Raw genomic sequence first — 22,969 nt, forward strand, 5'->3', positions numbered from 1 at the left:
CGGCCCGGACGGGCGGCCGGCGGGGCGGCCCGGACGGGCGGCCGGCCGTTCCGGCCCCGGGACAGCGTCTGGAGCCGGCCCCTACGCGGCGGTGGCCTCCCGCACGTCGGTGAGCAGCGCGGCGTGCCCGGCCCGGAGCCGGGCGAGCGCCGGATCACCGCCCGGACCGGCCCGGCGGTCCAACTCGGCCCACGCCTCGGCCAACGCCGTGGCCAGGGCCCGCAGCTCGGCCGCGTGCCGGTGGGCGCCGCGCCGGTGCTGCTCCTCCAGCCGACGGGCCCAGCCGGCCGAGACGGCGGCCACCCGGTCGGCGTCCGCGCGGGCCTGCGCGGCGGTGCGGGCCGCGGCCGCCGGCACGATCGCGGCAACCGGCCGCGGGTCGCCGTCGCGGGTGATCATCGTGACGGTGTCGTTCACCTCGGCCAGGCCGACGAGCTGGGTCAGCCGGGTGCGGACCTCGCGCAGCGGCAGTGCGCGCGGTGGATCCGAACCGGCGTCAGGGCGGGGACAACCATGGATGGATGATGCCGCCCGGGTCCGACACTTTCCGGCGGCACCGCCTCCCGGCAGCGCCTCCCGGCACCGCGCCGTCCAGGCGCGACCGGGCCGGCGGGTGGCGGCTGACGAGCGGCGGACGGCGACGGGCGCCCGGTGCTGGCCGGCGGGCGTTGACGGCGGCGGGCGGTGACGGCGGCGGGCGGTGACGGCGGCGGGGCGGGGTGGCACAGGTGGCGTCCCCACCCCGGGACCGCGGATCGGCTATAAGTGACCCATGGATCTCCCCGGGCACCTGGGCTCGATGCCGATGCATGCGATAACCGAGATCCATGGCGAGTCGGGGCTGCTGGAACGGTTCCGGCTGGAGATCGAGCGGTTCGACCCGCCGGCCCGCCGCCGGCTGACCGCCGCCCTCGAACTCGCCGCCGCCCTGCACCGGGACGACCGGCGGGTGCGCGAACCGTACCTGAACCACCTGCTGCGGGTGGCGATCCGGATGATGCACCACTACCAGGTACGGGACGTCGACGTCATCGTCGCCGGCCTGCTGCACGACACCGTGGAGGACCATCCGGCGGAGCTGGCCGGCGACCTGCCCGCCGGGGCCGACCTGCGCAGGGCCGCGCTGGCCGCCCTGGCCGACCGGTTCGGCGCCCGGGTGGCCCGGCTGGTCGCGGCCGTGACCAACCCGGAGTACGACCCGGACCGGGACCGCAACACGCAGTACCGCGAGCACGTGGCGGCGAACCTGGAACGGGAGCCCTGGGCGCGGGTCATCAAGGTCTCCGACTTCACCGACAACGGGGTGGGGATCATCCACACTGTCGGCCCGAAGGTGCTGTCCTCGGCGGTCAAGTACCGGCCGCTCGTTCCGGTGCTGCGGGACCTGGTCGCCCGGGCGGACACCCCGCTGGCCGAGCCGGTGAAGCAACACATCTACGACCAGTTGGACCTTGCCGAGGAGCGGTTCAGCGCCATCCTGGACGCACCCTCCGACAACTGACGCGCCCGGCGACCGAGCGCCACCCGGCACGGCGGCGGCCGGTCGGCGGGCACGGCAAAGCACGGCGGCGGCCGGCCGGCACGGCGGCGCCCCGACACCCGTGCGGGTGCCGGGGCGCCGTGCCGAACCCGGTCGGGCTCAGCCCTGCCGGAAACCGCTCAGCGGGCGGCGCCGGAGAGCGCCGGCCAGCTGTCCTGGAAGACCGTGGTCCCGGCGCCGCCGCTGATCGCGTAGCCGCCGAAGTTCTGGTCCACCCGCGCGGCCTCGGCCGCACTCGGGTACGGGTTGGTGCAGGACGTGCCGGCGCTGCCGCCGGACATCAGGATCGCGCAGCTGCCGTTGTAGTTGTCCGGCAGGCCGAGCAGGTGTCCCATCTCGTGAGCCACGATCCGCAGCGGGCTGTACTGCGCCGCCTGCTGGCTGTCGATCACGATGTACCCGTTGCCGAGGCTGTACCGCACCGCGTACGAGCCGCCGCCGGACGTGTAGTAGATCATGATGTTCGAGCCGCAGCGGGACATGTTCACGTTGTTGGTGGCGTTGTTCCAGATCGTCGCGGCCTGGTTGGCGTAGCTCGCGTACGGGCCGGCCTGGCTGGTGCTGTAGCAGACCGTGGCGTCGAGGCTGGCCGCGGCCGCGGCCGGCGCGCCGCTGACGGCGACACCGCCGAGCACGGCCAACGCGGCGGCCGAGAGGGTGGCCAGGACACGAACGAGCGGGCGCAGGGGCATGCTTCACACTCCCATTTCGGCACTGAACGAGGGTTAGGGAAGCTTACTAATTCGCATATATGGATGTCTACACCTACGCACGTCCGCATCCCCGCGATCCGCCCACGGCGGCATCGGTCCGGCAGGTGGGCACATGATCGAACACGTCCGGTTCCGCCCGGTACCGCGCACGCCACGCAGCGGTCCGGCCATGCGGGCACCGAGCGCCACGACCGCCCGATGATCCCCTCACTGTCCTGACCCGATTCCAGCACGCCGGTCCCGCGACGGCCCGTGGCGAAACGTCGGGCCCATCGTTGCGACCGCCGGGCGGCGATGCACACTGGAGTCATGTTGACGTTCGTCGCGGCCCTTGCGGCGGCATTCGGCGGCGCGATCGCCGGCGTCATCGCCAATGCCATGGTGGACAAGTCCCATCCCATGAGGCCCTACCTGGCCGCGTTGACCGTGGCCTGCGTCGTCTTCATCGCCGTTCAGACGTTGGCGAACCGCTCGTCCCAGCCGACGGATGGAACGTCCCTGCCGGGCGCGGACCCGACGGCCACCTCGGCATCGACCAGCGGACCGGGATCCACCACCGCACCGGCCGGTCCGACACCGACACAGGTGAGGCCACCGTCGCCGGAATCCCCCGAGTCGCCTCCGGTGATGGCCGCCTCACTGCTCGACCTGCCCGCCGTCGAGGAGGACACCAACAGCAGCATCGACCTCGACGAGCCCGGCACGGTGGAGATCGACGGCACCACGTACGGTCGCGCGCTGGTCTACCAGTGCTCGATCTTCTGCAACGGATCTTCTCCGCAGGTCCGCGAGGTGACGCTGGGCAGGAAGTTCACCCGGTTCACCACGACGGCGGCCGTTCTGGACACCAGCACCGGCAGGTACCGGATCGACATCACGCTGGACCGGCGCGCGCCCACGACCTTCACCACCACGCCGGGAAATCCGACAGCGATCGATGTCGATGTGACCGGCATCTCGCGGTTGCGGATCGAGTTGTACGCCCGGGGAAACTCAAAAGTCCGTTGCAGGCAGGGGCCGACGCCGCTGCCGGCAACAACGGCGGCGGCCTGCCCGGCATCGGCCTCGGAGATCCGATCCTGCTTCCGTGAACGCGCCCCGACCGTGAACGCGCCCCGCTCGGGTGCGGGCGTCAGCCGGGTGCGGGCGTCAGCCGGAGAAGGCGCGGGACGCCGTCGCCGACTCCGCGGGCGCGACCTGCGGACCGGATCCCGCGGCGACCGCGGGCCGGCCCGCCGCTGCGGCGCCGCCGGTGGCGCCGGCCAGCCGGTACGCCCGGCGCAGCGCCGCGTAGGCCCGGTAGGCGTCGGCGGCCAGGAACCGGTGCTTGAGCCCGGTCACGCCGCCCGGCGCCGGATAGCCGTCCGCCGGCCGGTAGCGGCGGAAGTGCCGGGCCGCCCGGTGGAAGAACTCGGCGCGCAGCCGCTCGGGCAGCCGCTGGTCGTTGCCGGCGATCACCAGGTAGTGATCGACCATCAGCCGGAAGACCCGGGCCCGGAACGGCTCCGCGGCGGAGCCGATCCGGTCCAGTTCGCCGAAGACCCGCTCGTACTGGTCGAAGACGTCGAAGTGCCGCTCGCTGACGGTCCGGGTGATCCCGCCTGTCACCCGCTGGCGGTAGTGGTAGCAGACCCGGTCCAGCACGGCGATCGTGCCGGCGCCCAGCAGCAGCGGGTGGCTGAACGCGCAGTCCTCGTACCAGCCGGGGTAGAAACGCAGGTCACGGTCGCGCAGGTGACCCCGGCGGACCACCTTGTTCCAGGCCGCGTGCTGGAACTCCACCAGGTGCGGATGCGCCGACAGTGGACCCACGGCGCCGGCGTCGCGCAGCACCCGACTGCTCGGGTCGGTCTCGGTCCGGCCGTCCGGGTCGTACACCCGCAGGTGGTCGACCAGCAGGACGTCCGGACGGTGCGCCCGCAGCGCGGACAGCACCGCGTCGACCGATCCGGGCGGCAGCACGTCGTCGCTGTCGACGAACCAGACGTACTCCCCGCCGGCTCGGGCCAGGCCGGCGTTGCGGGCGCGGCCCAGCCCGACGTTCGACTCCAGGTGCAGCACGGTCATCCGGGGATCCGACCGGGCGTACCCGTCGAGCAGTCCCGGGCAGCCGTCCGGCGACGCGTCGTCGACCGCCACCACCTCAAGGTCGGCGCCGCCGTCGGACAGCACGGAGTCGAGGCAGGCGCGCAGGAAGGGTTCCACGCCGTACACCGGGACCACCACGGTGAGCAGCGGGTCACGGCCGGGGGAAGGTCTCGCGGTCACCCCGACACCCTCTGTGCCGTACGTTGTCAGACCGTCACACCCGGGCGTGCAGCGGGCTGACACCGGGTGAACAGCGGGCAAAACGCCGTTTCAGCGCCGCTCGTAGAGCGCGACCGTGCCCAGGTGCAGCCGCCACAGCCGGACCAGCCGGTAGCCGCGGTCCAGCGCGGCGCGCTCCCGGCCGCCGAGGTCGGACAGGGCGTTGTCGTCGCGCCGCGCACCGAGGTACCAGATCCGGTCGGCGCCGCCCAGGCACGGCGCCGGATCCGCGCACTCCCCCGCCTCCAGTTCGCCCACCTCGGCCGCCGGGCGGACCAGCAGGACATCCCGCGGTCGGGACCGGCCCCGGGTCTGGTAGTCGAAGCCGGAGCGCAGCGACCAGGTGCCGACCCGGCCGTACAGGATGCCGTCCGCCGGGCGCTGCCGGTCCACGATGATCCGGGTGGCGGCCCGGAAGTCCATCCCGCCCGGGCGGCGGGGCCGCGCACGGCCCGCTGCGTCGGCACCGCCGCGGCCACGACGAGCAGCAGCGCCAGCGCGATCCGCAGCACCGGCACCGTCCGCGCCCCCGATCCGCGCAGCGCGACCGGCACCGTCCGGGCCACCGGGCCGCGCAGCGCGACCGCGGCGAGCAGGCAGACCGGCGCGAGCACGCCGATGACGTACCGCGGCACCCACATCGACGCGCCGGGCGCCGAGGCGGCCAGCAGCAGCGCCGGCGGCAGCACGGCGAGCGCCGCGAGGTCCCGGACCGGTCGGGGTCGCGGCCAGCGGGCGGCCAGCGCCAGCCCGACGAGCGGCAGCCCGACCACGGGAGCCAGGAAGATCGCGCCGGGGGCGTTCAGCACCTGGGCGAGGGTGAGGTCACCGATCCAGGCCAACTGCCGGTCGCGCTGAGCGAGGCCGAGCGCCACCAGCGGCAGCACCGGCGCCACGGCGGCCGGCACGGTGCACAGCCATCGGGTGACCGCGCGGTCGCGGCCCGGCCGGCCCCGGGACAGCACCACGACCGCGTGCCCGGCCAGCACGAGCAGGCCGATGACGTGGGACCAGCCGAGCAGCGTGACTGCCAGGCCGTAGCGCAGCCACCGGGACCACGACGGGCGGTCCAGCGCCGCGTACAGCAGCAGGGTGGCCAGGGTCGCGAAGAGGAACTCGAAGCCGTACGGGCGGGCCTCCTGCGCGTACCGGGACAGTTGCGGAACCGCGACCAGGAACAGCCCGCCGGTCAGCCCGACCACCGGGTCGAACAGCCGCCGGCCCAGCTCCCCGGCCAGCCCCACGCCGATCGCCACGCCCAGCAGCGAGGGCAGCCGCAGCGCCAGCTCGGAGTCGCCGAAGATCGCCGTCCAGGCGTGCACGAACAGGTAGTACGGCGCGATCACGCCGTCCAGGTGGGTGGCCTGGTGCAGGATCTGCGGTACGGTCCGGCGGGCCACCGCCCAGGTGGCGTGCTCGTCCCAGCCGAGGGACGGGTTCCGCAGCCGGTAGCGCCCGACGACCAGCATGGCCAGTCCCGGCACCAGCGCGGGGACCAGCACGGGGACCAGCGCCCGGAGCCGGCCGATCCGGCCCGCCGACGCACCGCGCCGGACAGCGGACGGACCGGGTGGATCGGGTGGATCGGCACGGTCGGCCTGCCCGGCACGCTCGGCCTGCCCAGCACGGTCGGCCGGATCGGGGCGGTCGGTCACCGGGACCGGCGCGGTCACCCCGGCACCCGCTCCGGCGCCACCCGGCGCAGCAGCTCGGCCGCCACCCGCCGGACGCCGTCGCCGTCCACCGCCGCCCACGCCCGGTCGGCCAGCCCGGCCCGCCGGAGCGGGTCGGTGAGCAGGGACCGCAGGGTGGCCGTGGCCCGCGCGGCCACCGGCTCGGTCGCCAGGTCCGCGAGCCGGCCCAGGCCGGCCACCAGTCCCCGGTGGACCAGCCGGTCGTAGCCGAGCCGCTGGTTGTCCACCACCCAGACCAGCGCGGCCGGCCGGCCCAGGCAGAGCAGTTCCCAGGCGGACGTGCCGCTGGCGCCGACCACCAGGTCGGCCTCGGCCATCAGCCGGGCGAGGTCGTCGGTGGGCGCGACGACGCGCAGCCGCTGGCCGGCGGCCGGGCGCAGCTCGTGCAGGGCGGCCCGGATCGGCCCGGTCGCGCCGACAATCGTGGCCGCCAGCGGCGCACCGGTGTTCAGCAGCAGCCGGGTGAGCACCGGCGCCGCGGCGTACGCGTCGGTGCCGCCGAAGAAGCCCAGAACCCGGGGCGTACCGGTGGTGGCGGCGGTGGCGGTGGCGGTGCCGGGCGCGCGGTCCGGGCGCAGCCGGCGGACGTCGCCGCGCAGCAGGCAGTAGCGCAGCCCGGCCAGCCGGACCGCGCCCGGCGGCAGGTCGACGGCGGCCAGTTCGGCGTCCAGGTTCTGGTCGACGTACAGGTCGGCGACCGCGCCGCGCGGATCGCCGTCGACCACGGCCAGCACCACCCGGCCGTCGGCGCGCAGCGCCGGCCCGGAGGCCGGGTCGAGCGTGTACGAGTCCAGCACCACCGCGTCCAGCCGCAGTGACCGGGCCGCGGCGGCGAGCGCGGCCGGTCCGGCGGGCGCCGGATGCCAGGCCACCGGCCGGCCGGCCAGTTGCCGGGCGGCCCACGCCAGGCCGCCGACGTCGGTCAGGAAGTGCACCGCGACCCCCGGGCGACCAGCTCGTCGGCCAGCGCGAGGCACCGCATCAGATGCCCGACGCCGGTCGCCGGGCCGGCGTCGCAGCGGATACCGATCCTGGTCATGCCTTCGACAGTTCCTTCTGCCGTACGTGCGCGTTCAGCCGGCCCAGTTGGGGCCGCTGGGCCAGCCAGCCGGCGAGGGTGCGCAGCGGGACCGGCTCGTCGCCGAGCTGCGCCACGATCTCGCTGATCAGCCGCCAGTCCTCGGCGGTGTCCAGGGTGAGTCGCAGATGGGACAGGTCCGGTTGCAGGGTCAGCCCGGCCACCCGGAACAACTCAGGGTGAGTGTAGATGTACGAGGTGACGTGGGTGCGGTGGTAGTCGGTGGCCAGGGGGTCGAGGGCGCGCAGCACGCCCGGCCGGACGATCTCCACGTCCAGTCCGCGTGGGAGCGTACGGGCGATCGAGGTACTCAGGTAGTCCACCTCGGGCAGTGCCGCGAACGCCGCCGTGACCTGGGCGATCAGGCCCGGGTCCAGCAGCGGGCAGTCGGCGGTGAACCGCAGCACGGCCTCGCTGTCCCGGGTGTCCAGCACCCGCAGGAAGCGGCCCAGCACGTCATCGAGCGGACCGCGTTCGCAGGGCACGCCGATCCGCGCGCACTCGGCGACCACCGCGTCGTCCTCGGGCGCGGTGCTGGTGGCGACCACGAGGTCGGTCACGGCGCCGCTGGCCCGGGCCGCCCGGACCACGCGCTCCAGCACGGTCCGGTCGCCGAGCCGGCGCAGCACCTTGCCGGGAAGCCGGGTGGAGCCCATCCGGGCCTGGATGATGCCGAGGGTGCGCATGGTGGTCCTGTCCTGACGGTTCCGGATGGTCGGTCGGGTGGTGCCGGGGCGGGCGGTGGGGCCGCCGGGACCACCGCGGCGGCGGCCCGCCGCGGTGCGGGGCGGGTCAGCCGTCGAGGATGGCGCGCAGCGTCTCCACCACCCGGTCCTGGTCGGACTCGGACAGGTCGACGAAGAGCGGCAGCGACAGTTGCTCGCGGTAGAACGCCTCGGCCACCGGGCACATCCCGCGCCGGTAGCCCAGGTCGGCGAAGGCCGGGTGCCAGTACACCGGGATGTAGTTCACCTGTACGCCGATGCCGGCGGCCCGCATCCGGTCGTACACCTCGCGACGCCGCCCGTCCAGGATCCGCACCGGGTACAGGTGCCGGGTGGGCTCGACCCAGGCGCGCCGGACCGGGCGGCGCAGCCCCGGCACGCCGGCCAGCAGCGTGTCGTACCGGTCGACGAGCGCCGCCCGGCGCGCCCGGAAGTGCGCCAGCCGGGCCAGTTGGGCGCTGCCCAGCGCGCACAGCACGTCCGGCAGCCGGTAGTTCAGGCCGAACTCGTGCACCTCCTGGTGCCAGCCGCCCTCGTCCGGGTCGCGCAGCAGGTCCCGGTCCCGGACCATGCCCAGGCTGCGGAACCGGGCCGCGCGGCGCAGCAGCGCCGGATCGGTGGCGGCGACCGCACCGCCCTCGCCGGTGGTGAGGTTCTTGGTGGGGAAGAACGAGAAGGTGGTCAGGTCGGCGAGGCTGCCGACCGGCCGGTCCCGGTACGTCGAGCCGAGCGCGTGCGCGGCGTCGGCGACCAGCACGGCCCCGGCCGCCTCGGCGACCTTGCGCAGGTCGTCGTACTCGGCCGGGTGGCCCGCGTAGTCGACCGCGGCCAGCGCCCGGGTCCGGCCGTTCACCAGTGCGGCAGCGGCGGCCGGGTCGAGGTTGGCGGTCTCCTCCTCGACGTCGGCGAACAGCACCCGGGCGCCCAGCAGCACGGCCGTGGCGGCGGTCGCCACGAACGTCATGGGGCTGGTCACCACCTCGTCCCCCGGCCCGAGGCCGGCCGCCGCGTACGCGGTGTGCAGCGCGGCGGTGCCGTTGCTGACCGCGACGCAGGGGGCGCCGGCCACGGCCTCCAGGTCCCGCTCGAAGCGCCGCACCCGCGGCCCGGTGGTCAGCCAGTCGCTGCGCAGCGCGGCGACCACGGCCTCGACGTCCGTGTCGTCGATCGACTGCCGGCCGTACGGCAGCATCGTCACGGCTTCTCGGCCAGGATGGCGCGCATCTGCGCCACCGACAGCCACAGGTCGTTGCTGTCCGACCGGTACGTGAAGCCGTCCGGCACCGGCGTCCCGCCCGGCGGCGTCTGGTAGCCCCAGCTGGCCACCACCGGCTGCACCAGGTACCGGTCGGCGAACCGCAGGGTCCGCCGGCTGTCGTCCGCGGAGATCATCTCCTCGTGCAGCTTCTCCCCCGGGCGCATCCCGATCTCGTGCGTCGGGGCGTCCGGAGCGACCGCCTCGACCAGGTCGAGGATGCGCATGCTGGGGATGCGCGGCACGTACAGTTCGCCGCCCTGCATCCGCTCGAACGACTCGACCACGAACCGCACGGCCTGGTCCAGGGTGATCCAGAACCGGGTCATCCGCTTGTCGGTGACCGGCAGGCTCCGGCCGGCCGCGTCGAGCTGGCGGAACAGCGGCACCACCGAGCCGCGGCTGCCCATCACGTTGCCGTACCGGACCACCGCGAACCGGGTGGGGTGGTGTGCCGCGTAGTGGTTGCCGGCGATGAACAGCTTGTCGGCGACCAGCTTGGTGGCGCCGTACAGGTTGATCGGGCTGGACGCCTTGTCGGTGGAGAGCGCCACCACCCGCTGCACGCCGGACTCGATCGCCGAGTCGATCACGTTCTGGGAGCCCTCGATGTTGGTGTCGACGAACTCCGACGGGTTGTACTCGGCCGTGTCCACCTGCTTGAGGGCCGCGGCGTGCACCACGTGATCGATGCCGTGCATGGCCCGGACCAGTCGGTGCCGGTCCCGGATATCGCCGAGGAAGAACCGCAGCCGCGCGTCGTTGCCGAACTGCTGCCGGACCTCGTACTGCTTGAGTTCGTCCCGGGAGAACACCACGATGCGCTGCGGATCGAGTTCGGCGAGTGCGTACCGGAGGAACGCCCGCCCGAAGGAGCCGGTGGCCCCGGTGACCAGGATGGATGATCCGGATAGAACGCTCAAGACTGTGCTCCAAGGGTGCGGGTTTCGGTACGCGACCCGGCCGTGGAGATCGCCCCGGCCAGATGTTTTCGAACGCGACTCGGGTCGGAAGCATAACCACGCATCGCCGAAAGAAAAGGCGCAGAGGAATGGTCAGATAAAGCGCAAGCCGCTATTCACACACCGTTCAGCTCCGATTTGCGGACCCGACGGCACCGATGCGCGAGGGTGGGTACCCCTGCCCACATCGAGAGAGCGACCATGCCTGAGCTGCACGAACTGCGCGACGTCTTCCGATCCTCGCTGGACCTGGCGCCCGACGCCCCGGTGGATGACCTGCGCTACCCGACGCAAGCGTGGGACTCGCTGGCCCACATGTCCCTGGTCGCCACGATCGAGGACCGGTTCGGGGTCATGCTGGACACCGACGACGTGATCAATCTGAGCAGTTTCACCGAGGCGGTGCGCATTCTCGACAAGTACGGGGTGGAGCTTCATGACTGAGCCGCGGGTCGCGCTGGTCACCGGTGCCTCCCGCGGCATCGGCCGGGCCGTGGCCACCCGGCTGGCCGAGGCCGGCCACGATCTCGTGCTGCACGCGCGCACCACCGAGGCGGTCGAGCCGGTGGCCGAGGAACTGGCCGGGAAGTTCGGGGTACGGGCCGTGCCGGCGGCCGGCGACGTCGCCGACCCGGCCACCGGCGACGCGCTGGCCCGGCTGGTCTTCGACCGGTTCCGCCGGCTGGACGCGCTGGTGGTCAACGCCGGCACGCACGCCGCCGGGATGCTCGGGATGACCGACGACGCCCTGGTGCGGCGACTGTTCGAGGTGAACGCGGTCGGCGCGGCGTACACCCTGCAGAAGTCGGTGCGGCTGCTGCGGCGCGGCCTCGACCCGGCGGTGGTGCTCGTCTCGTCGGTGACCGGCACGGCCGGCGCCGCGGGCCAGGCCGCCTACGCGGCCAGCAAGGCCGCGGTGGCCGGGCTGGCCCGGTCCGCGGCCAAGGAACTGGGGCCGCGCGGCATCCGGGTCAACGCCGTGGCGCCGGGCTTCATCAGCACCGACATGCTGGCCACGCTGGACGAGGCCGGCCGCGCGCAGCGGGTGGCCGCCACCCCGCTGCGCCGGCTCGGCACGCCCGAGGACGTCGCCGAGGTGGTCGAGTTCCTGCTCAGCCGCCGGGCCGGGTTCGTCACCGGGCAGGTCCTGGGCGTCGACGGGGGCATCGTGCCGTGACCCTCGCACTCCATCCGCAGGCGCGGCTGGTCGACGCCGGGACCGGCCGGCAGGTCGACGGCGCCGAACTGGGCCGGCAGGTCGAGGCCGCCGCGGCCGCCCTCACCCGGGACGCCGAGCGGCGCCGGGCGGCCGGCGAACCCGCCGGCATCGTGCTGGCGCTGATGCCCACCGAGATCCCGGCCATCGTCCGGTACCTGGGCGCGCTGGCCGCCGGCCGGCCGGTCGCGCTGCTCGACCCGTACCTGTCCCGGGACCGGCTGGCCGGCTACCTGGACCGGTTCGCGCCGGCCCTGGTCACCGGGGTCGACGGGAGGCACGGCGGGCCGCCGGCCGGCTACCGGGCGGTCGAGCCGGCCGGGCTGGGTCCGGTCTGGTCGCGCACCGCCGCGGGCGCGGTGCAGCCGCACCCGGCTCTGGCGCTGCTGCTGGGCACGTCCGGTTCCACCGGCAACCCCAAGCTGGTCCGGCTCTCCGGCGCGGCGCTGGCGGCCAACGCGGACGCCATCGCGCGGTGCCTGCGGATCGATCCGGACGAGGTGGCGCCCACCACGCTGCCGCTGTTCTACTCGTACGGGCTGAGCGTGCTCAACAGTCACCTGCTGGCCGGCGGCACGGTGCTGCTGGAGCGCACCGGGTTCCTCCGGCCGGACTTCTGGACGGCGGTGCGGGAACACAAGGCGACCTCGCTGGCGGCCGTGCCGTACCAGTACGAGATGCTGCGCCGGCTGCGGTTCGACCCGGCGCAGCATCCGCTGCTGCGCACCCTCACCCAGGCCGGCGGCCGGTTGCGGCCGGAGCTGTTGGCCGACTTCGCCGCCCGCGCCGCGGACGCGGGCACCCGGATGTACGTCATGTACGGGCAGACCGAGGCGACCGCCCGGATGACCGTGCTGCCCCCGCAGCGGCTGGTCGACAAGCTCGGCTCGGTCGGCCTGCCGGTGCCCGGCGGCGCCGTGTCGATCGAGGACGGGCAGGTCGTCTACCGCGGCCCGAACGTGATGCTCGGGTACGCCGAGAGCGCCGCCGACCTGGCCCGGGGCGACGTGCTGGGCGGGGTGCTGCGCACCGGCGACCTGGGCCGGGTGGACGGGGACGGGTTCCTGTTCATCACCGGCCGGCAGTCGCGGATCGGCAAGGTGTTCGGCACCCGGGTCAACCTGGACGACGTCGAGCGGCACCTGACCGGCGCGGCACCCGTCGCGCCGAGCGAGCCGGGGGCCGACCGGGCACCCGCCGGCGGGCTCGGACCGGTCGCGGCCGTCGCCGGGGACGACCGGATCCACGTCTTCGTCGAGGGCGCCACCGACGGGCAGGCGCGCGCCGCCCGTTCGGAACTCGCCCGGTTCCTCGGCAGCCACGTGTCCGGACTGGACGTCCGGTCGATCGACGCGCTGCCCCTGCTGTCCACCGGCAAGGTGGACTACCGTGCCCTGGAGGCCCTGCGGTGACCACCGCTGCACCCTTCTCGCTGGCCCAACCGGACCGCGAGAGCGCCCTGCTGACCGAGCTGGTCGGGCTGCTGCACCGGCACCGGGACCGGTGCCCGCCGTACGCCCGGATCCTGGCCGCCACCGGCCATCCGCACGAGGAGTACGACCGGGTCGCCGACCTGCCGTGGCTGCCGGTGCGGCTGTTCAAGCACGAGCAGTTGCGCAGCATCCCGGCCGACGAGGTGTTCAAGGTGGTCACCTCGTCCGGCACCACCGGCGACATCAGCCGGATCTACCTGGACCGGGAGGCCGCGGCCACCCAGACCCGGCAGCTCGGCGCCACGTTGCAGGCCGTGCTGGGGCCGCACCGGCTGCCGATGATCCTGGTGGACAGCCGCGCCACGGTACGGGACCGGCGCTCGTTCAGCGCCCGCGGCGCCGGGGTGCTGGGAATGGCGACCTTCGGCCGGGACCACGCCTGGGCGCTGGATGCCGAGGGCCGACCCGACGTACCGGCGCTGCGGGACTTCCTGGCCCGGCACGGCGACGCGCCGTTCCTGGTCTTCGGCTTCACCTACCTGGTCTGGCTGCACCTGTACGAGGTGGCCCGGGAGCACGGGCTGGACCTGGGCAACGGCATCCTGATCCACTCGGGCGGCTGGAAGCAGCTGGCCGACCGGGCGGTGGACCCGGCCGAGTTCCGGCGCCGGCTGGCCGCCGACACCGGGCTGCGCCGGGTGCACAACTTCTACGGGATGGCCGAGCAGATCGGCACGGTGTTCCTGGAAGGACCGAGCGGCGGCTCGCTGTACTGCCCGGACTTCGCCGACGTGATCGTCCGGGATCCGCAGACCTGGGCCGAGCAGCCGGTGGGCCGGCCCGGTCTGATCGAGGTGGTGAGCACGCTGCCGCGCTCGTACCCGGGCAACGTGCTGCTCACCGAGGACCTGGGGGTGGTGGACGGCGTGGACGACGGCGACTGGCCGGGCAAGCGGTTCCGGGTGCTCGGCCGGCTGCCCCGGGCGCAGGCCCGCGGGTGCAGCGACACCTACCGGGAGCCCGCGGCGGTCGGCGGCGTCCGATGATCGAGCAGCGGTTTCCCGCCGGGCCGCCGATCGGCCCGGCCGAGCTGGCCGACCTGACCGGCGCCGACCCGACCGGCGCGGGACCTGCCGGCGCGGCACGCAGCGGCGCCGGGCTGCCGGTGCGGGACCGGCTGGCCGTCGGCGACGAGCGGATCCTCGACTTCCTGGCCCGGTTCGCCCGCCGGCTGCTCGCCCCGGCCGTCGCCCGCCGGCATCCCGAACTGGGCTCGCTGGGCTACTTCCTGCGGCCGGCCGAACTGTCCCGCGCGGTGGCCCGGATGCGCGCCCCGGACGCGTACGTCTTCCCGCGCGGCAACGTCCTGCACATCCCCCGGCGAACGTGGACACCATCTTCGTCTACTCCTGGGCGCTGTCCGCGCTCGCCGGGAACGCCAACATCGTGCGGATCTCCGGCCGGGCCGCGGCCGCCGCCGACACCGTGCTGGCGGCGCTGAACGACACCCTCGCCGAGGCCGACCCGGTGGTCGCCGGCAGCCAGCGGATGATCACGTACGGCCGGGACGACGCGGTGACCGCGGCGCTGAGCCACTGGTGCGACCTGCGGGTGATCTGGGGCGGCGACGCGGCCGTCGACGAGATCCGCCGGCACCCGCTGCGGGCCGCGGCCCGCGACCTCACCTTCCCCGACCGGTCGTCCTGGGCGGCGCTGTCGGTGGCCGGCTGGCGGGCCGCGGACTCCGCCGCCCGGCGCGCCGCGGTGACCGGGTTCGCGAACGACGCGTACTGGTTCGACCAGGCCGCCTGCGCGTCGCCGCGCACCGTGTTCCTGGTGGGTCCGCCCGCGGCGGCCGAACAGGTGCGCGCCGAGTTCCTGGCCGCGCTGGGCGAGGCGGTGGCCGACCGGGGCTGGCAGGTGGACGCGGCCATGGCCGTGCAGAAGCAGGTGTCCGCGTACGGGCTGGCCGCGGCCGGCACGGTGCGGACGGTGACCTTCGCCGGCAACGCGGTGACCGGGATGGTGCTGGCCGAGCCGGTGACGCTGCCGCGGACCTGGCTGGGCGCCGGGGCGTTCCCGTTCGCCACCGTGCCGACGCTGGCCGACATCGTGCCGCTGATCACCCGGCGGGACCAGACGTTCACCCACTTCGGCTTCCCGGCCGGTGAGCTGGCGGAGTTCGCGGCGGCCCTGGGCGGGCGCGGGGTGGACCGGATCGTCCCGTTCGGCGCGGCGCTCACCTTCGACGCGGTGTGGGACGGCTACGACCTGACCCGCGAGTTCACCCGACTGACCACCCTGCGCACGTGAGCGCGCAGACGGCGGCAACCGGGCCGGCGCCGACCCTGTCGGTCGTCGTCCCGATGTTCAACGAGCAGGACGCCGTCCCGCCGCTGGTCGCCCGGCTCCGGCCGGTGCTGGACGGGCTGGGCGTCGGCTACGAGGTGGTGGCGGTCGACGACGGCAGCCGGGACGCCACCGCGGCCGTGCTGTTCGACCACGGCCGCACCTGGCCGCAGCTGCGGATCGTGCGGCTGCGTCGCAACAGCGGGCACCAGGCCGCGCTCACCGCCGGGCTGCACCGCGCCCGCGGCGAGTGGGTGGTGAGCATCGACGCCGACCTGCAGGACCCGCCGGAGACCATCGCCGAGATGCTGCGGGTGGCCCACGCCGCCGGCGTCGACGTGGTGTACGGGGTGCGCGCCGACCGGAGCACGGACACGCCGTTCAAGCGGCACACGGCCGGGGCGTACTACCGGTTGATGCGCCGGCTGGTCGGCGCCGAGGTGCCGGCGCAGGCCGGCGACTTCCGGCTGCTCAGCCGGGCGGCCGTGACGGCGCTGCGGGACCTGCCCGAGCGGTCGCCGGTCTACCGGCTGCTGGTGCCCGCGCTCGGCTTTCCCAGCGCGCAGGTGCGGTACGCGCGCGCCGGGCGGGTGGCCGGGCGGACCAAGTATCCGCTGCGCCGGATGGTGGCGCTGGCCTGGGAGAGCACCGCCAGCTTCTCGGCGGCGCCGCTGCGCCTGGCGACCTGGCTGGGCACGCTCGCGTTCCTCGCCTGCCTGGCGCTGATCGGGTACGGCGCGGTGGTGTACGCCAACGGCACGGTGATTCCGGGTTGGACGTCGCTGTTCCTGGCGGTGCTGCTGCTCAGCGCGGTCCAGTTGATCTGCCTGGGACTGCTCGGCAGCTACGTCGGGCGGATCTACGCGGCGGTGCAGGACCGGCCGGTGTACCACGTGGCGTTCGACTCGGCCGACCAGCCCAGCCCGGCGGCGGCGTTCGACGCGCCGACGTCGGTGCCCGGCTGAGACTCCGGCCGAGACATCCGGTCGAGGGGTTCCGGGCCGGGGTTCCGAGCCGGGGTTTCCCGCGGAGGTTCCGGCTGAGGTTCCGGCTGAGGGGTTCCGGCCGGCGCGCGGCGGACCGCCTCCGGCGGTTCGTCCGGACACCGGTGTGGTGTCCGGACGAACCCTCCGGCGGCGCCGGGCCGCGGCGCCGTCGCCGCGGCCCGGCGGTGCGCTTCTGGGGCTAGCCCCAGAAGGACAGCGCCTGCTGGCCCAGCGATGCCTGGCCGGCGGTGTTGGCGTGGCAGCCGTCCGCGACCTCGTTGCTGTGCAGCCGGAACGCGCCCGGGTAGGTCACGTTCTGCGAGGCGTCCGCGGCGGCCTGCCGCGCCATGCTGTCGGTCAGTTCCGGACCGCCACTACCGGCCAGGAAGCAGCTCTGGCCGGCGTCGTAGAGCGGCTGGCCGGTGATGTAGATCGTCGCTCCTGCCGCGGCGTGCTGCCGGGCGTTCGCGATGAGCTGCTTGACCTCGTTGTAGGTCACCCCGTTCTGGGCGAAGATGCAGATCTGCACCCAGACGGCGGACGGCCGGCCGTACCGGTTCGCCTGCTGGTCGAACAGCTGCCAGGCGCTGGAGTTGGTGCTGGTCCAGTTCTGCACCACCATGCCGCCCGTGCCGTACGGGCCCCACATGCGCCGGCCGCCGTCCGCGACGTAGCCCTGCGCCACGTTCTCCGCCATCGAGCAGCCGATGAAGCCCATCGAGTTCGGCGTCTGCGGGCCGCCGGTCGGCGGGGGCGTCGTGGGCGGCGGGGTCGCGGGCGGCGTCGTGGGCGGGGTCGTGGGCGGCGCGGTGGACGGCGGCGGGGTCGGCGTACCCGTGGTCGGGCCGGACGTCGGCTGGGTGGAGCCGTTGCAGGCCACCCCGTTGAGCGCGAAGTTCGTCGGCACCGGGTTGCTGCCGTTCCACGAGCCGTTGAACCCGAAGGCCGTGCTGGCGTTGGTGCCGAGGTTGCCGTTGTAGCTGACGTTGCGCGCGGTCACCTGCGCACCACTCTGACTCAGGCTGGTGTTCCACGCCTGCGTGACCTGCTGGCCGGCCCCGAACGACCAGGTCAGGGTCCAACTGCTGACCGGGTCACCCAGGTTGGTCACGGTCACGTTGGCGCCGAAACCCCCCGGCCACTGTGAACTCACCGCGTAGTCGACCTGGCAACCGGCCGTGGCCGCGTGCGCGGTGACCGACACCGCGCCCACCGCCACGGCCGCCGCCAGCGGCACGGCCGCCGCAACGAGTATGCGAAACCGAGTTGGTTGCATGGTCCCTCCTCGAAAACTGCCCAGATACATCGAGCTTTGTCACTGGCATCATGTTACAAACTCATGTCGGTGGTCAACGGATTCGTCGAACAAAGTGCGCCCGTATCGATTCCCGGGACAAACTTTTCGATCGGTTCCGCCGCACCAAGAGCCCTTCGAAGAGGACGGTTTCGGCAGCTCAAGGCACATGGCGCGGGTTCACCAGAGAAAACAGATCCAATTCGATCCGTCAACCGACTGTCACATGTTTCGACGCAGTTCCCGGTGTCGATCAAGGAAGTTGCTGATCCGGCGGCGGCCGGGCCATAGAATCCCCGGATGCGTACAGATCCGCGGAACGGGTTGCCGGCCGACCACCACCCCGGGCATGCCTGAGCGGCGGGGCACCGACACCCCGCCCAGGCCGTACGGCAGGGCCTCCCGGGAGCGGTTCGTCCTCTCCCGGCGCTACGCCGCCGGCAGCGGCGGAGTCAAGGGACTGCTGATAACCGTCCTCGGCGACTACGTCCGCCCGGCGCGGCAGCCGGCACCCACGTCGGCGTTCATCGACGCGCTGGGCCGACTCGGCATCGCGGAACCGGCCTGTCGACAGGCCCTGATCCGCGCCTCAGCGGATGGTTGGCTCACCTCCCGGCGGGACGGACGGTACACGTGGTGGCGGCTCAACCCCGGCTTCGAGCGCTTCCTCGACCTGGGCGCCCACCGGATCCTCGGGTTCACCGGGACCCAGCCCGACTGGGACCGTCGCTGGCTGCTGGTGCTGGCCCGGATGCCGGAGAGCAACCGGACCGGCCGGCACGCGCTGCACACCCGGCTGGGCTGGGCCGGGTTCGGCCGGCCGGCGCCCGGCGTCTGGGTGAGCACCCACACCGACCGGGTCAAGGAGGCCGAACTCATCCTCCGGGAGACCGGCGCGTACGAGCACGCGCAGATCTTCCTCTCCGAGTACCTCGGCGGCGCCGAACTGCCGAACCTGGTCCGCGCGGCCTGGGATCTCGACCAGATCGAGCGCAGCTACGAGGACTTCATCGCCGGGTTCACCCGGCCCCCCTCCGCCGACCCGATCGTCCGCTTCACCCAGCTCGTGCACGCCTGGCGCCGCCTTCCGCTGATCGATCCCGCGCTGCCCGGCGAACTCCTGCCGGATCGCTGGAGCGGTGCCCGCGCCGCCCGGCTGTTCCAGCGCCAGCACGCGCGGTGGGAACCCGCGGCGACCCGGGAGTGGAGCCGGATCAGCCGGCAGCCCGCGTAGCCAGCGGCCGGCGTCCGATCCGCCGGCGCGCCCTTCCCCGACATCCAGCCCGCATCCACCGCAGGTCAGGGCGGAATCCCGCCGCCACCCGTCGCCGATCTGTTCGGAATGCGAACGGGTGTACACATAGCGCTCACCATTGCATTCTGGCGGCACCCATCGACCGATGTCAACCGGAAGGGGTCCGGACCGCGGCGGCCCGACGGCCGCGCCCCGGGCGCGTCCCGGGCGTGGCCCGGGTGTGGCCCGGGTATGGCCCGGGTGTGGCCGGGCACGGCGGGAGAGGCGCAGTACCAGCTAGGGCGTGCGGGGGCAGCACACGCCGTCGTCGGCGCTCTCCACCCGGATTCCCCGCAGCGCCACCCCGGCGGCCCGCTCCAGCAGCAACGGCGCCCAGGACCGGGCGTCCGTGCCGCCGGCCCGGCGCAACACGCAGTCCCGCACCACCGTGTCGGCGTAGCGCAGCACCGAGACCTGACCGTCCACCTCGCTGCGTCCCCACCCGGCGATCCGGACCGCGTAGTGCTCGCCGGTCCACCGCACGCAGACGTCGGCGATCTCGATCCGCCGCCCGATGGTCTCCGGGTCGCCCGCGAACCGGGTCGTGTTGTCGCCCGGCAGCAGCCGGAACCCCATCTGCACGTCCCGCAGGCAGGCGCCGGAGACCGTCACGTCGTGCACCGAGCTGAGGTAGAAGCCCTCGATCGCGTCCCGGACCCGCAACTCGCCCAGGTGCAGCCGGTGCGGGTGGTACGACGGCCCGCTGATCGCCTCGACGCCGCTGCCCACGGCGCCCCAGTGCACGGCCACCGCCGTGTAGCCGCCGGTCACGCTGACGTCCCGCACCGTCACCCCGGCCACCGCGCCCATCAGGGCGATGCTGTTCGCGGTCCGGTCGCCGGGCCGGCGGCGCACGTGCACGCCGCGGATCTCGACGTCCCGGACCCAGTCGGCCGGCTCGTCGTACAGGTACCGGCCGACCGTGACGGCGGTGCCGCGGTCCCCACCGTGCTCCCCCGGATGTGCCGGGGCCGGTTCCAGACCCACGTCCGCCACCCGGACGCCGGAGCCGAGCACGTGCAGCATGGGCCGCTCGTCCGGCCAGGACTGGGCCAACCAGGTCAGCGGTTCGCCGGCGGTGGGCCGCGCACCGGTGCGGTCCGGGTCGGTCAGCGCCGGTCCGCGTACGGTCCAGCCGGCCGGGACCACCAGGCCGGCGGAGAGTTCGTGCCGGCCGGCCGGCAGCAGCAGGGTGCCGCCCGGCGTCCCGTCCAGCGCCTCCTGCAGGACCCGCCGGTTGCGCTCGGGATCCCGGCCGAGCCGGGGCCGCAGTACGGACCGGTCCCGCTGCCCGAGCCGGAACAGCGGGCTCACTCCCACCCTCCCACCGGGCGCCAGGCCGGTTGCCGTGCGCTGCGTTCGCGCCGTACGCCCGCCGGATCCACCAGGCCGAGCAGCACCGGGCCGGCCGCCGCCGCGGCGAGCCGGACGTCGTACCGGTCGGCGCCCGTGCGCCGCAGCGTCACCGGCACGGCCGCGCCGGTCGCCAGGTCGACGGCGTGGCCGCCCAGCCGCCCGGGCCGGGCGGCCGGCGGGGTCACCGCGGCGCCGGCCCGGCCGGCCACCCGGCGGGCCAGTCGGGACACCTTGAACACCGCCCGCGCCGGCTTCTGCCGGGTCCACCGGTTGCCCGGGGTACGCGGCGGCGGTGGCGCGGGCGGGACCCGGTAGGCGCGCAGTCGCAGCCCTTCGGCGGTACGCCCGGCCGGCACCACCACCAGCGCGCTGTGCGCCTCGGGCACCGGTCCGGCCGGCGCCGCACCGGTGGCCGGCCGGACCGTCACCCGGTCGATCCGCAGGCCCAGTACGCCGTTGCGGGACAGCCGGCCGGCCGCCCAGTCCGGCAGCGGCACCGCCGGCCCGGCCAGTTCCACCGCGAGCAGCCCGTCGGCCAGTTCGGCCGGGTCGAGGTCGAAGCTGACCGTGGCGGCGGACCCGGCGCCGTTGCGCCAGCCCTGGCGGCGGGCCAGCACGACCGCGCCGCGCAGCCGGCCCTGCGAGCGCACCAGCACCAGCCGGGGCCGCTCGGCCTGCGACCGGGCCGGCCGGACCCGGTCGGTCCACCACCGGGTCGCCGTGTCGTCGAGCGACACGGTCACCGCCACCCGCACGGCCCGGTCCACCGGCCGCAGACGCAGCATCGCCACCCCCGCGTCGCCGATGACCCGCCCCACGATGCCGGTCCCCGGGCCAGCTGGTCGACCACCGCCAGCGCCGGTTCCCGGCCGCCGGACAGCTCCACCGGTACGGCGGCGGAAACCGGCGGCTCGTCCAGGTCCGTGCGGAACCACCGACCGACCGTCATCACCGCGCCCCGACCGGGTCGGCCGGCGTCGCGGGACCGGCCGCGGCGGCGGGGCCGCCCGGCCCGACCGGGTCCACGGCCCCGTCCGGCCCGTCCGGCACTTCCGGCCCGTCCGGCCCCGACGACCGGCCGGGCCGGGCGTCGGCCGCTGCGCCGGCACCGGCACCGGCGGCGCCGTTCGGCGACGCGGCGGCCAGGTCGAGCCGGGTCAGCATCGGCTCCCGGCCGGTCCACATCCGGCGCACCGCCTCGAACAGCGGGTCGGCGTCGCTCTCGATGTGCCGGAACGCGGTACGCACCGAGCGCAGCAGGTCGTTGGCCGGCCACACCTCCCAGTGCGGCACCAGCGGGGTGACCACGTCGCTGCCGCTGCGGTAGAGCCACAGCCAGAGCCGGGCACGCCGGACCTGCTCCTCGGTGATCAGCTCGGCGCCACCGGCCAGGGCCGTCACCGAGTCGCCCAGCACCCGCCAGTAGTCCTGCGCGCCGTCGGCCACCATCGACAGGCCGCACGCGCTCCACTCCGACCAGCCGGCCTGGACCACCGGGATGCCGTACGCCGGCAGTTCGTTGCTGACGCTGCCGCGGACCGTGACGCCCAGGTCGGCCACGCTCCACAGGGCGTTCTTGCTCAGCGCCGAACTGCGCCGGAAGTGCAGGTGCCGGGCGCCCCGGTGGGTCCGGGCGACCGAGTCGAAGAACCCGGTGGAGTCGTACAGGCCCTGGCTGGGGTGATCCAGGAACAGCCACTGCGCCGCGGTGTCCGCGGCCGCGTACCCGGCCGTGTCGGCGAACCAGTCGGCGAGGCTGGGCAGCGCCTCCCGGTTGGTACCGAGGGCGTCGGAGACGGCGTGGTTGAAGACCGCGACGATCGGCCGGTCCGCGTCGAAGCCCAGCCGGGCGGCGACCTGGCCGCGCAGCCGGGCGCGCTGGGCCGGGTCGGCCAGGTCCACGGTGGCCGCGCCGCCGCCGCGCCACCAGCTCGGCCGGCCCAGGTTCACCTTCGCCCGCCACGACACCAGTTCGGCCGCCGGTCGCAGTTCTTCCCGCCGGCGCCAGACGTGCCGGTCGAAGACGGCGCCGATCTGCCGGGTCAGCTCCGCCCGGAACGTCTCCGTGCCGGTGTCCGACTCCGGGAACAGCCCGTACGCCTTCAGGCAGCCGGTCTGCTGGGTGTGTATCACCGGTACGCCGGCACGCCGGGCCGACTCCACGGCCAGTCCCCACTGGTCGTAGTCGACGTGGCTGGTGACCAGCGCGACCACCGATCCGGTGCCGAACAGCCGCTCGTAGACGGTGGACAGCGCCGCGCCGTAGGCGTACCGGCGACGGTAGTCCTCCCGCCCGGCGTGCCCGGCGGGCAGCCGCGGCACCTTGAACAGCCGGCAGTACGTCGCGTCCACGGTGCCGGTCAGGGTCGGCGTGTCGACCGGCCCGCCCGGCGGCAGTTCCCGGCCGGCCACCGTCAGTGCCCCGCCGGCGCGCTCGTCCAGCACGATCCGCCACACGTCGACCACGTCGGACGCGCCGAAGGAGCGGGCGAGCCGGCCGATCAGGCCGGTGTCGAAGCCGCGCCACAGGGTGCGCCGCCACTGCTGTTCGACGCCGGTCAGCACCACCAGCCGGGCCGGCCGGATCCGCCGGATCGCGTTGGCCATCGCCAGGTTGCGCAGGTTGACCCGGACGTCCTGGTGGAACGCCTCGACCACCACCACGGCGTCGTCGTCGGGGCGGGGCAGGTTCTTCGCCCAGTAGACCTCCGCCGCCTCCAGGAACCAGCGCAGTTCAGCGGGATCCGCCTCAAGCCACACGTGTCCG

Annotated in this window: 20 protein-coding genes and 2 pseudogenes; 8 read left to right on the forward strand and 14 right to left on the reverse strand. The window is 74.5% G+C overall.

From position 1 onward, the window contains the following. Nucleotides 1–81: 81 nt before the first annotated feature. Nucleotides 82–417, reverse strand: coding sequence for a type II toxin-antitoxin system Phd/YefM family antitoxin (locus CIK06_RS15425; RefSeq protein WP_232533649.1), 336 nt, complete (start codon nt 415–417; stop codon nt 82–84). 355 nt (nt 418–772) lie between these two features. On the opposite strand from CIK06_RS15425, the gene CIK06_RS15430 reads away from it, so the two are divergent. Next, nucleotides 773–1,501, forward strand: coding sequence for an HD domain-containing protein (locus CIK06_RS15430; protein ID WP_095565411.1), 729 nt, complete (start codon nt 773–775; stop codon nt 1,499–1,501). Between the two features lie 158 nt (nt 1,502–1,659). Here CIK06_RS15430 and CIK06_RS15435 read toward each other — a convergent pair whose 3' ends face one another. From CIK06_RS15435 to pseB, 9 genes and pseudogenes are all read right to left on the reverse strand, one after another. Beyond that, the gene (locus CIK06_RS15435) at nt 1,660–2,232 is read right to left on the reverse strand and encodes a snapalysin family zinc-dependent metalloprotease (protein WP_095565412.1); all 573 of its coding nucleotides are present in this window, start codon (nt 2,230–2,232) and stop codon (nt 1,660–1,662) included. A gap of 473 nt (nt 2,233–2,705) precedes the next feature. Continuing rightward, entirely contained in the window at nt 2,706–2,936 is a 231-nt protein-coding gene (locus tag CIK06_RS15440; RefSeq protein ID WP_157756771.1) for a hypothetical protein, read from the reverse strand. Nucleotides 2,937–2,996: 60 nt separating this feature from the next. After that, on the reverse strand, nt 2,997–3,167 hold the full coding sequence (locus CIK06_RS29430) for a hypothetical protein (protein ID WP_157756772.1): 171 nt from the start codon (nt 3,165–3,167) through the stop codon (nt 2,997–2,999). A gap of 235 nt (nt 3,168–3,402) precedes the next feature. Beyond that, nucleotides 3,403–4,521 carry a glycosyltransferase family 2 protein gene (locus tag CIK06_RS15445; RefSeq protein WP_095565414.1) on the reverse strand — a complete coding sequence of 373 codons (1,119 nt, stop codon included), beginning with the start codon at nt 4,519–4,521 and terminating at the stop codon, nt 3,403–3,405. Between the two features lie 26 nt (nt 4,522–4,547). Further along, on the reverse strand, nt 4,548–6,233 hold the full coding sequence (locus CIK06_RS15450) for a glycosyltransferase family 39 protein (RefSeq protein WP_095565415.1): 1,686 nt from the start codon (nt 6,231–6,233) through the stop codon (nt 4,548–4,550). Then, nucleotides 6,230–7,293: pseudogene (locus tag CIK06_RS15455) on the reverse strand (PseG/SpsG family protein). The gene CIK06_RS15450 and the pseudogene CIK06_RS15455 overlap by 4 nt, the downstream one beginning before the upstream one ends. Then, complete coding sequence (locus CIK06_RS15460; RefSeq protein WP_095565416.1) at nt 7,290–8,018, reverse strand: cytidylyltransferase domain-containing protein; 729 nt, start codon at nt 8,016–8,018, stop codon at nt 7,290–7,292. Before CIK06_RS15460 ends, CIK06_RS15455 begins: the two are co-directional and overlap by 4 nt. Before the next feature lie 106 nt (nt 8,019–8,124). After that, the gene (locus tag CIK06_RS15465; protein WP_095567868.1) at nt 8,125–9,249 is read right to left on the reverse strand and encodes a DegT/DnrJ/EryC1/StrS aminotransferase family protein; all 1,125 of its coding nucleotides are present in this window, start codon (nt 9,247–9,249) and stop codon (nt 8,125–8,127) included. A 2-nt stretch (nt 9,250–9,251) separates the two neighbouring features. After that, nucleotides 9,252–10,235, reverse strand: a complete 984-nt coding sequence (gene pseB, locus CIK06_RS15470; RefSeq protein WP_095565417.1) for a UDP-N-acetylglucosamine 4,6-dehydratase (inverting) — start codon at nt 10,233–10,235, stop codon at nt 9,252–9,254. A 240-nt stretch (nt 10,236–10,475) separates the two neighbouring features. On the opposite strand from pseB, the gene CIK06_RS15475 reads away from it, so the two are divergent. The 6 genes and pseudogenes from CIK06_RS15475 to CIK06_RS15500 all read left to right on the forward strand — a co-directional run bounded on the left by CIK06_RS15475 (nt 10,476) and on the right by CIK06_RS15500 (nt 16,237). Next, nucleotides 10,476–10,718: an acyl carrier protein gene (locus CIK06_RS15475; RefSeq protein ID WP_095567869.1), complete on the forward strand. Its 243-nt coding sequence runs from the start codon at nt 10,476–10,478 to the stop codon at nt 10,716–10,718. After that, nucleotides 10,711–11,451, forward strand: a complete 741-nt coding sequence (locus CIK06_RS15480; protein ID WP_095565418.1) for an SDR family NAD(P)-dependent oxidoreductase — start codon at nt 10,711–10,713, stop codon at nt 11,449–11,451. Before CIK06_RS15475 ends, CIK06_RS15480 begins: the two co-directional genes overlap by 8 nt. After that, nucleotides 11,448–12,902 (forward strand): AMP-binding protein, encoded by a 1,455-nt coding sequence (locus tag CIK06_RS15485; protein WP_095565419.1) that lies wholly within the window; start codon nt 11,448–11,450, stop codon nt 12,900–12,902. The genes CIK06_RS15480 and CIK06_RS15485 overlap by 4 nt, the downstream gene beginning before the upstream one ends. After that, a complete protein-coding gene (locus CIK06_RS15490; RefSeq protein WP_095565420.1) occupies nt 12,899–13,969 on the forward strand; it encodes an acyl-protein synthetase in 1,071 nt (356 codons plus the stop codon). Before CIK06_RS15485 ends, CIK06_RS15490 begins: the two co-directional genes overlap by 4 nt. Further along, nucleotides 13,966–15,236: pseudogene (locus CIK06_RS15495) on the forward strand (acyl-CoA reductase). Before CIK06_RS15490 ends, CIK06_RS15495 begins: the two are co-directional and overlap by 4 nt. Further along, a complete protein-coding gene (locus CIK06_RS15500; RefSeq protein WP_232533650.1) occupies nt 15,233–16,237 on the forward strand; it encodes a glycosyltransferase family 2 protein in 1,005 nt (334 codons plus the stop codon). Before CIK06_RS15495 ends, CIK06_RS15500 begins: the two are co-directional and overlap by 4 nt. A 220-nt stretch (nt 16,238–16,457) precedes the next feature. On the opposite strand, the gene CIK06_RS32460 is transcribed toward CIK06_RS15500, so the two are convergent. Continuing rightward, the gene (locus tag CIK06_RS32460) at nt 16,458–17,534 is read right to left on the reverse strand and encodes a cellulose-binding domain-containing protein (protein ID WP_095565421.1); all 1,077 of its coding nucleotides are present in this window, start codon (nt 17,532–17,534) and stop codon (nt 16,458–16,460) included. A 367-nt stretch (nt 17,535–17,901) separates the two neighbouring features. On the opposite strand from CIK06_RS32460, the gene CIK06_RS15510 reads away from it, so the two are divergent. After that, nucleotides 17,902–18,786 carry a PaaX family transcriptional regulator C-terminal domain-containing protein gene (locus CIK06_RS15510; protein ID WP_198347874.1) on the forward strand — a complete coding sequence of 295 codons (885 nt, stop codon included), beginning with the start codon at nt 17,902–17,904 and terminating at the stop codon, nt 18,784–18,786. Nucleotides 18,787–19,083: 297 nt separating this feature from the next. On the opposite strand, the gene CIK06_RS15515 is transcribed toward CIK06_RS15510, so the two are convergent. The 3 genes from CIK06_RS15515 to CIK06_RS15530 all read right to left on the reverse strand — a co-directional run bounded on the left by CIK06_RS15515 (nt 19,084) and on the right by CIK06_RS15530 (nt 22,962). Further along, entirely contained in the window at nt 19,084–20,160 is a 1,077-nt protein-coding gene (locus CIK06_RS15515; protein ID WP_232533651.1) for a hypothetical protein, read from the reverse strand. Beyond that, the gene (locus tag CIK06_RS15520; protein WP_157756773.1) at nt 20,157–21,020 is read right to left on the reverse strand and encodes a hypothetical protein; all 864 of its coding nucleotides are present in this window, start codon (nt 21,018–21,020) and stop codon (nt 20,157–20,159) included. The genes CIK06_RS15515 and CIK06_RS15520 overlap by 4 nt, the downstream gene beginning before the upstream one ends. Nucleotides 21,021–21,150: 130 nt before the next feature. Next, nucleotides 21,151–22,962 (reverse strand): hypothetical protein, encoded by a 1,812-nt coding sequence (locus CIK06_RS15530; RefSeq protein WP_232533652.1) that lies wholly within the window; start codon nt 22,960–22,962, stop codon nt 21,151–21,153. Between the last annotated feature and the right edge of the window lie 7 nt (nt 22,963–22,969).

The organism is Plantactinospora sp. KBS50 (assembly GCF_002285795.1).
Lineage (GTDB): Bacteria > Actinomycetota > Actinomycetes > Mycobacteriales > Micromonosporaceae > KBS50.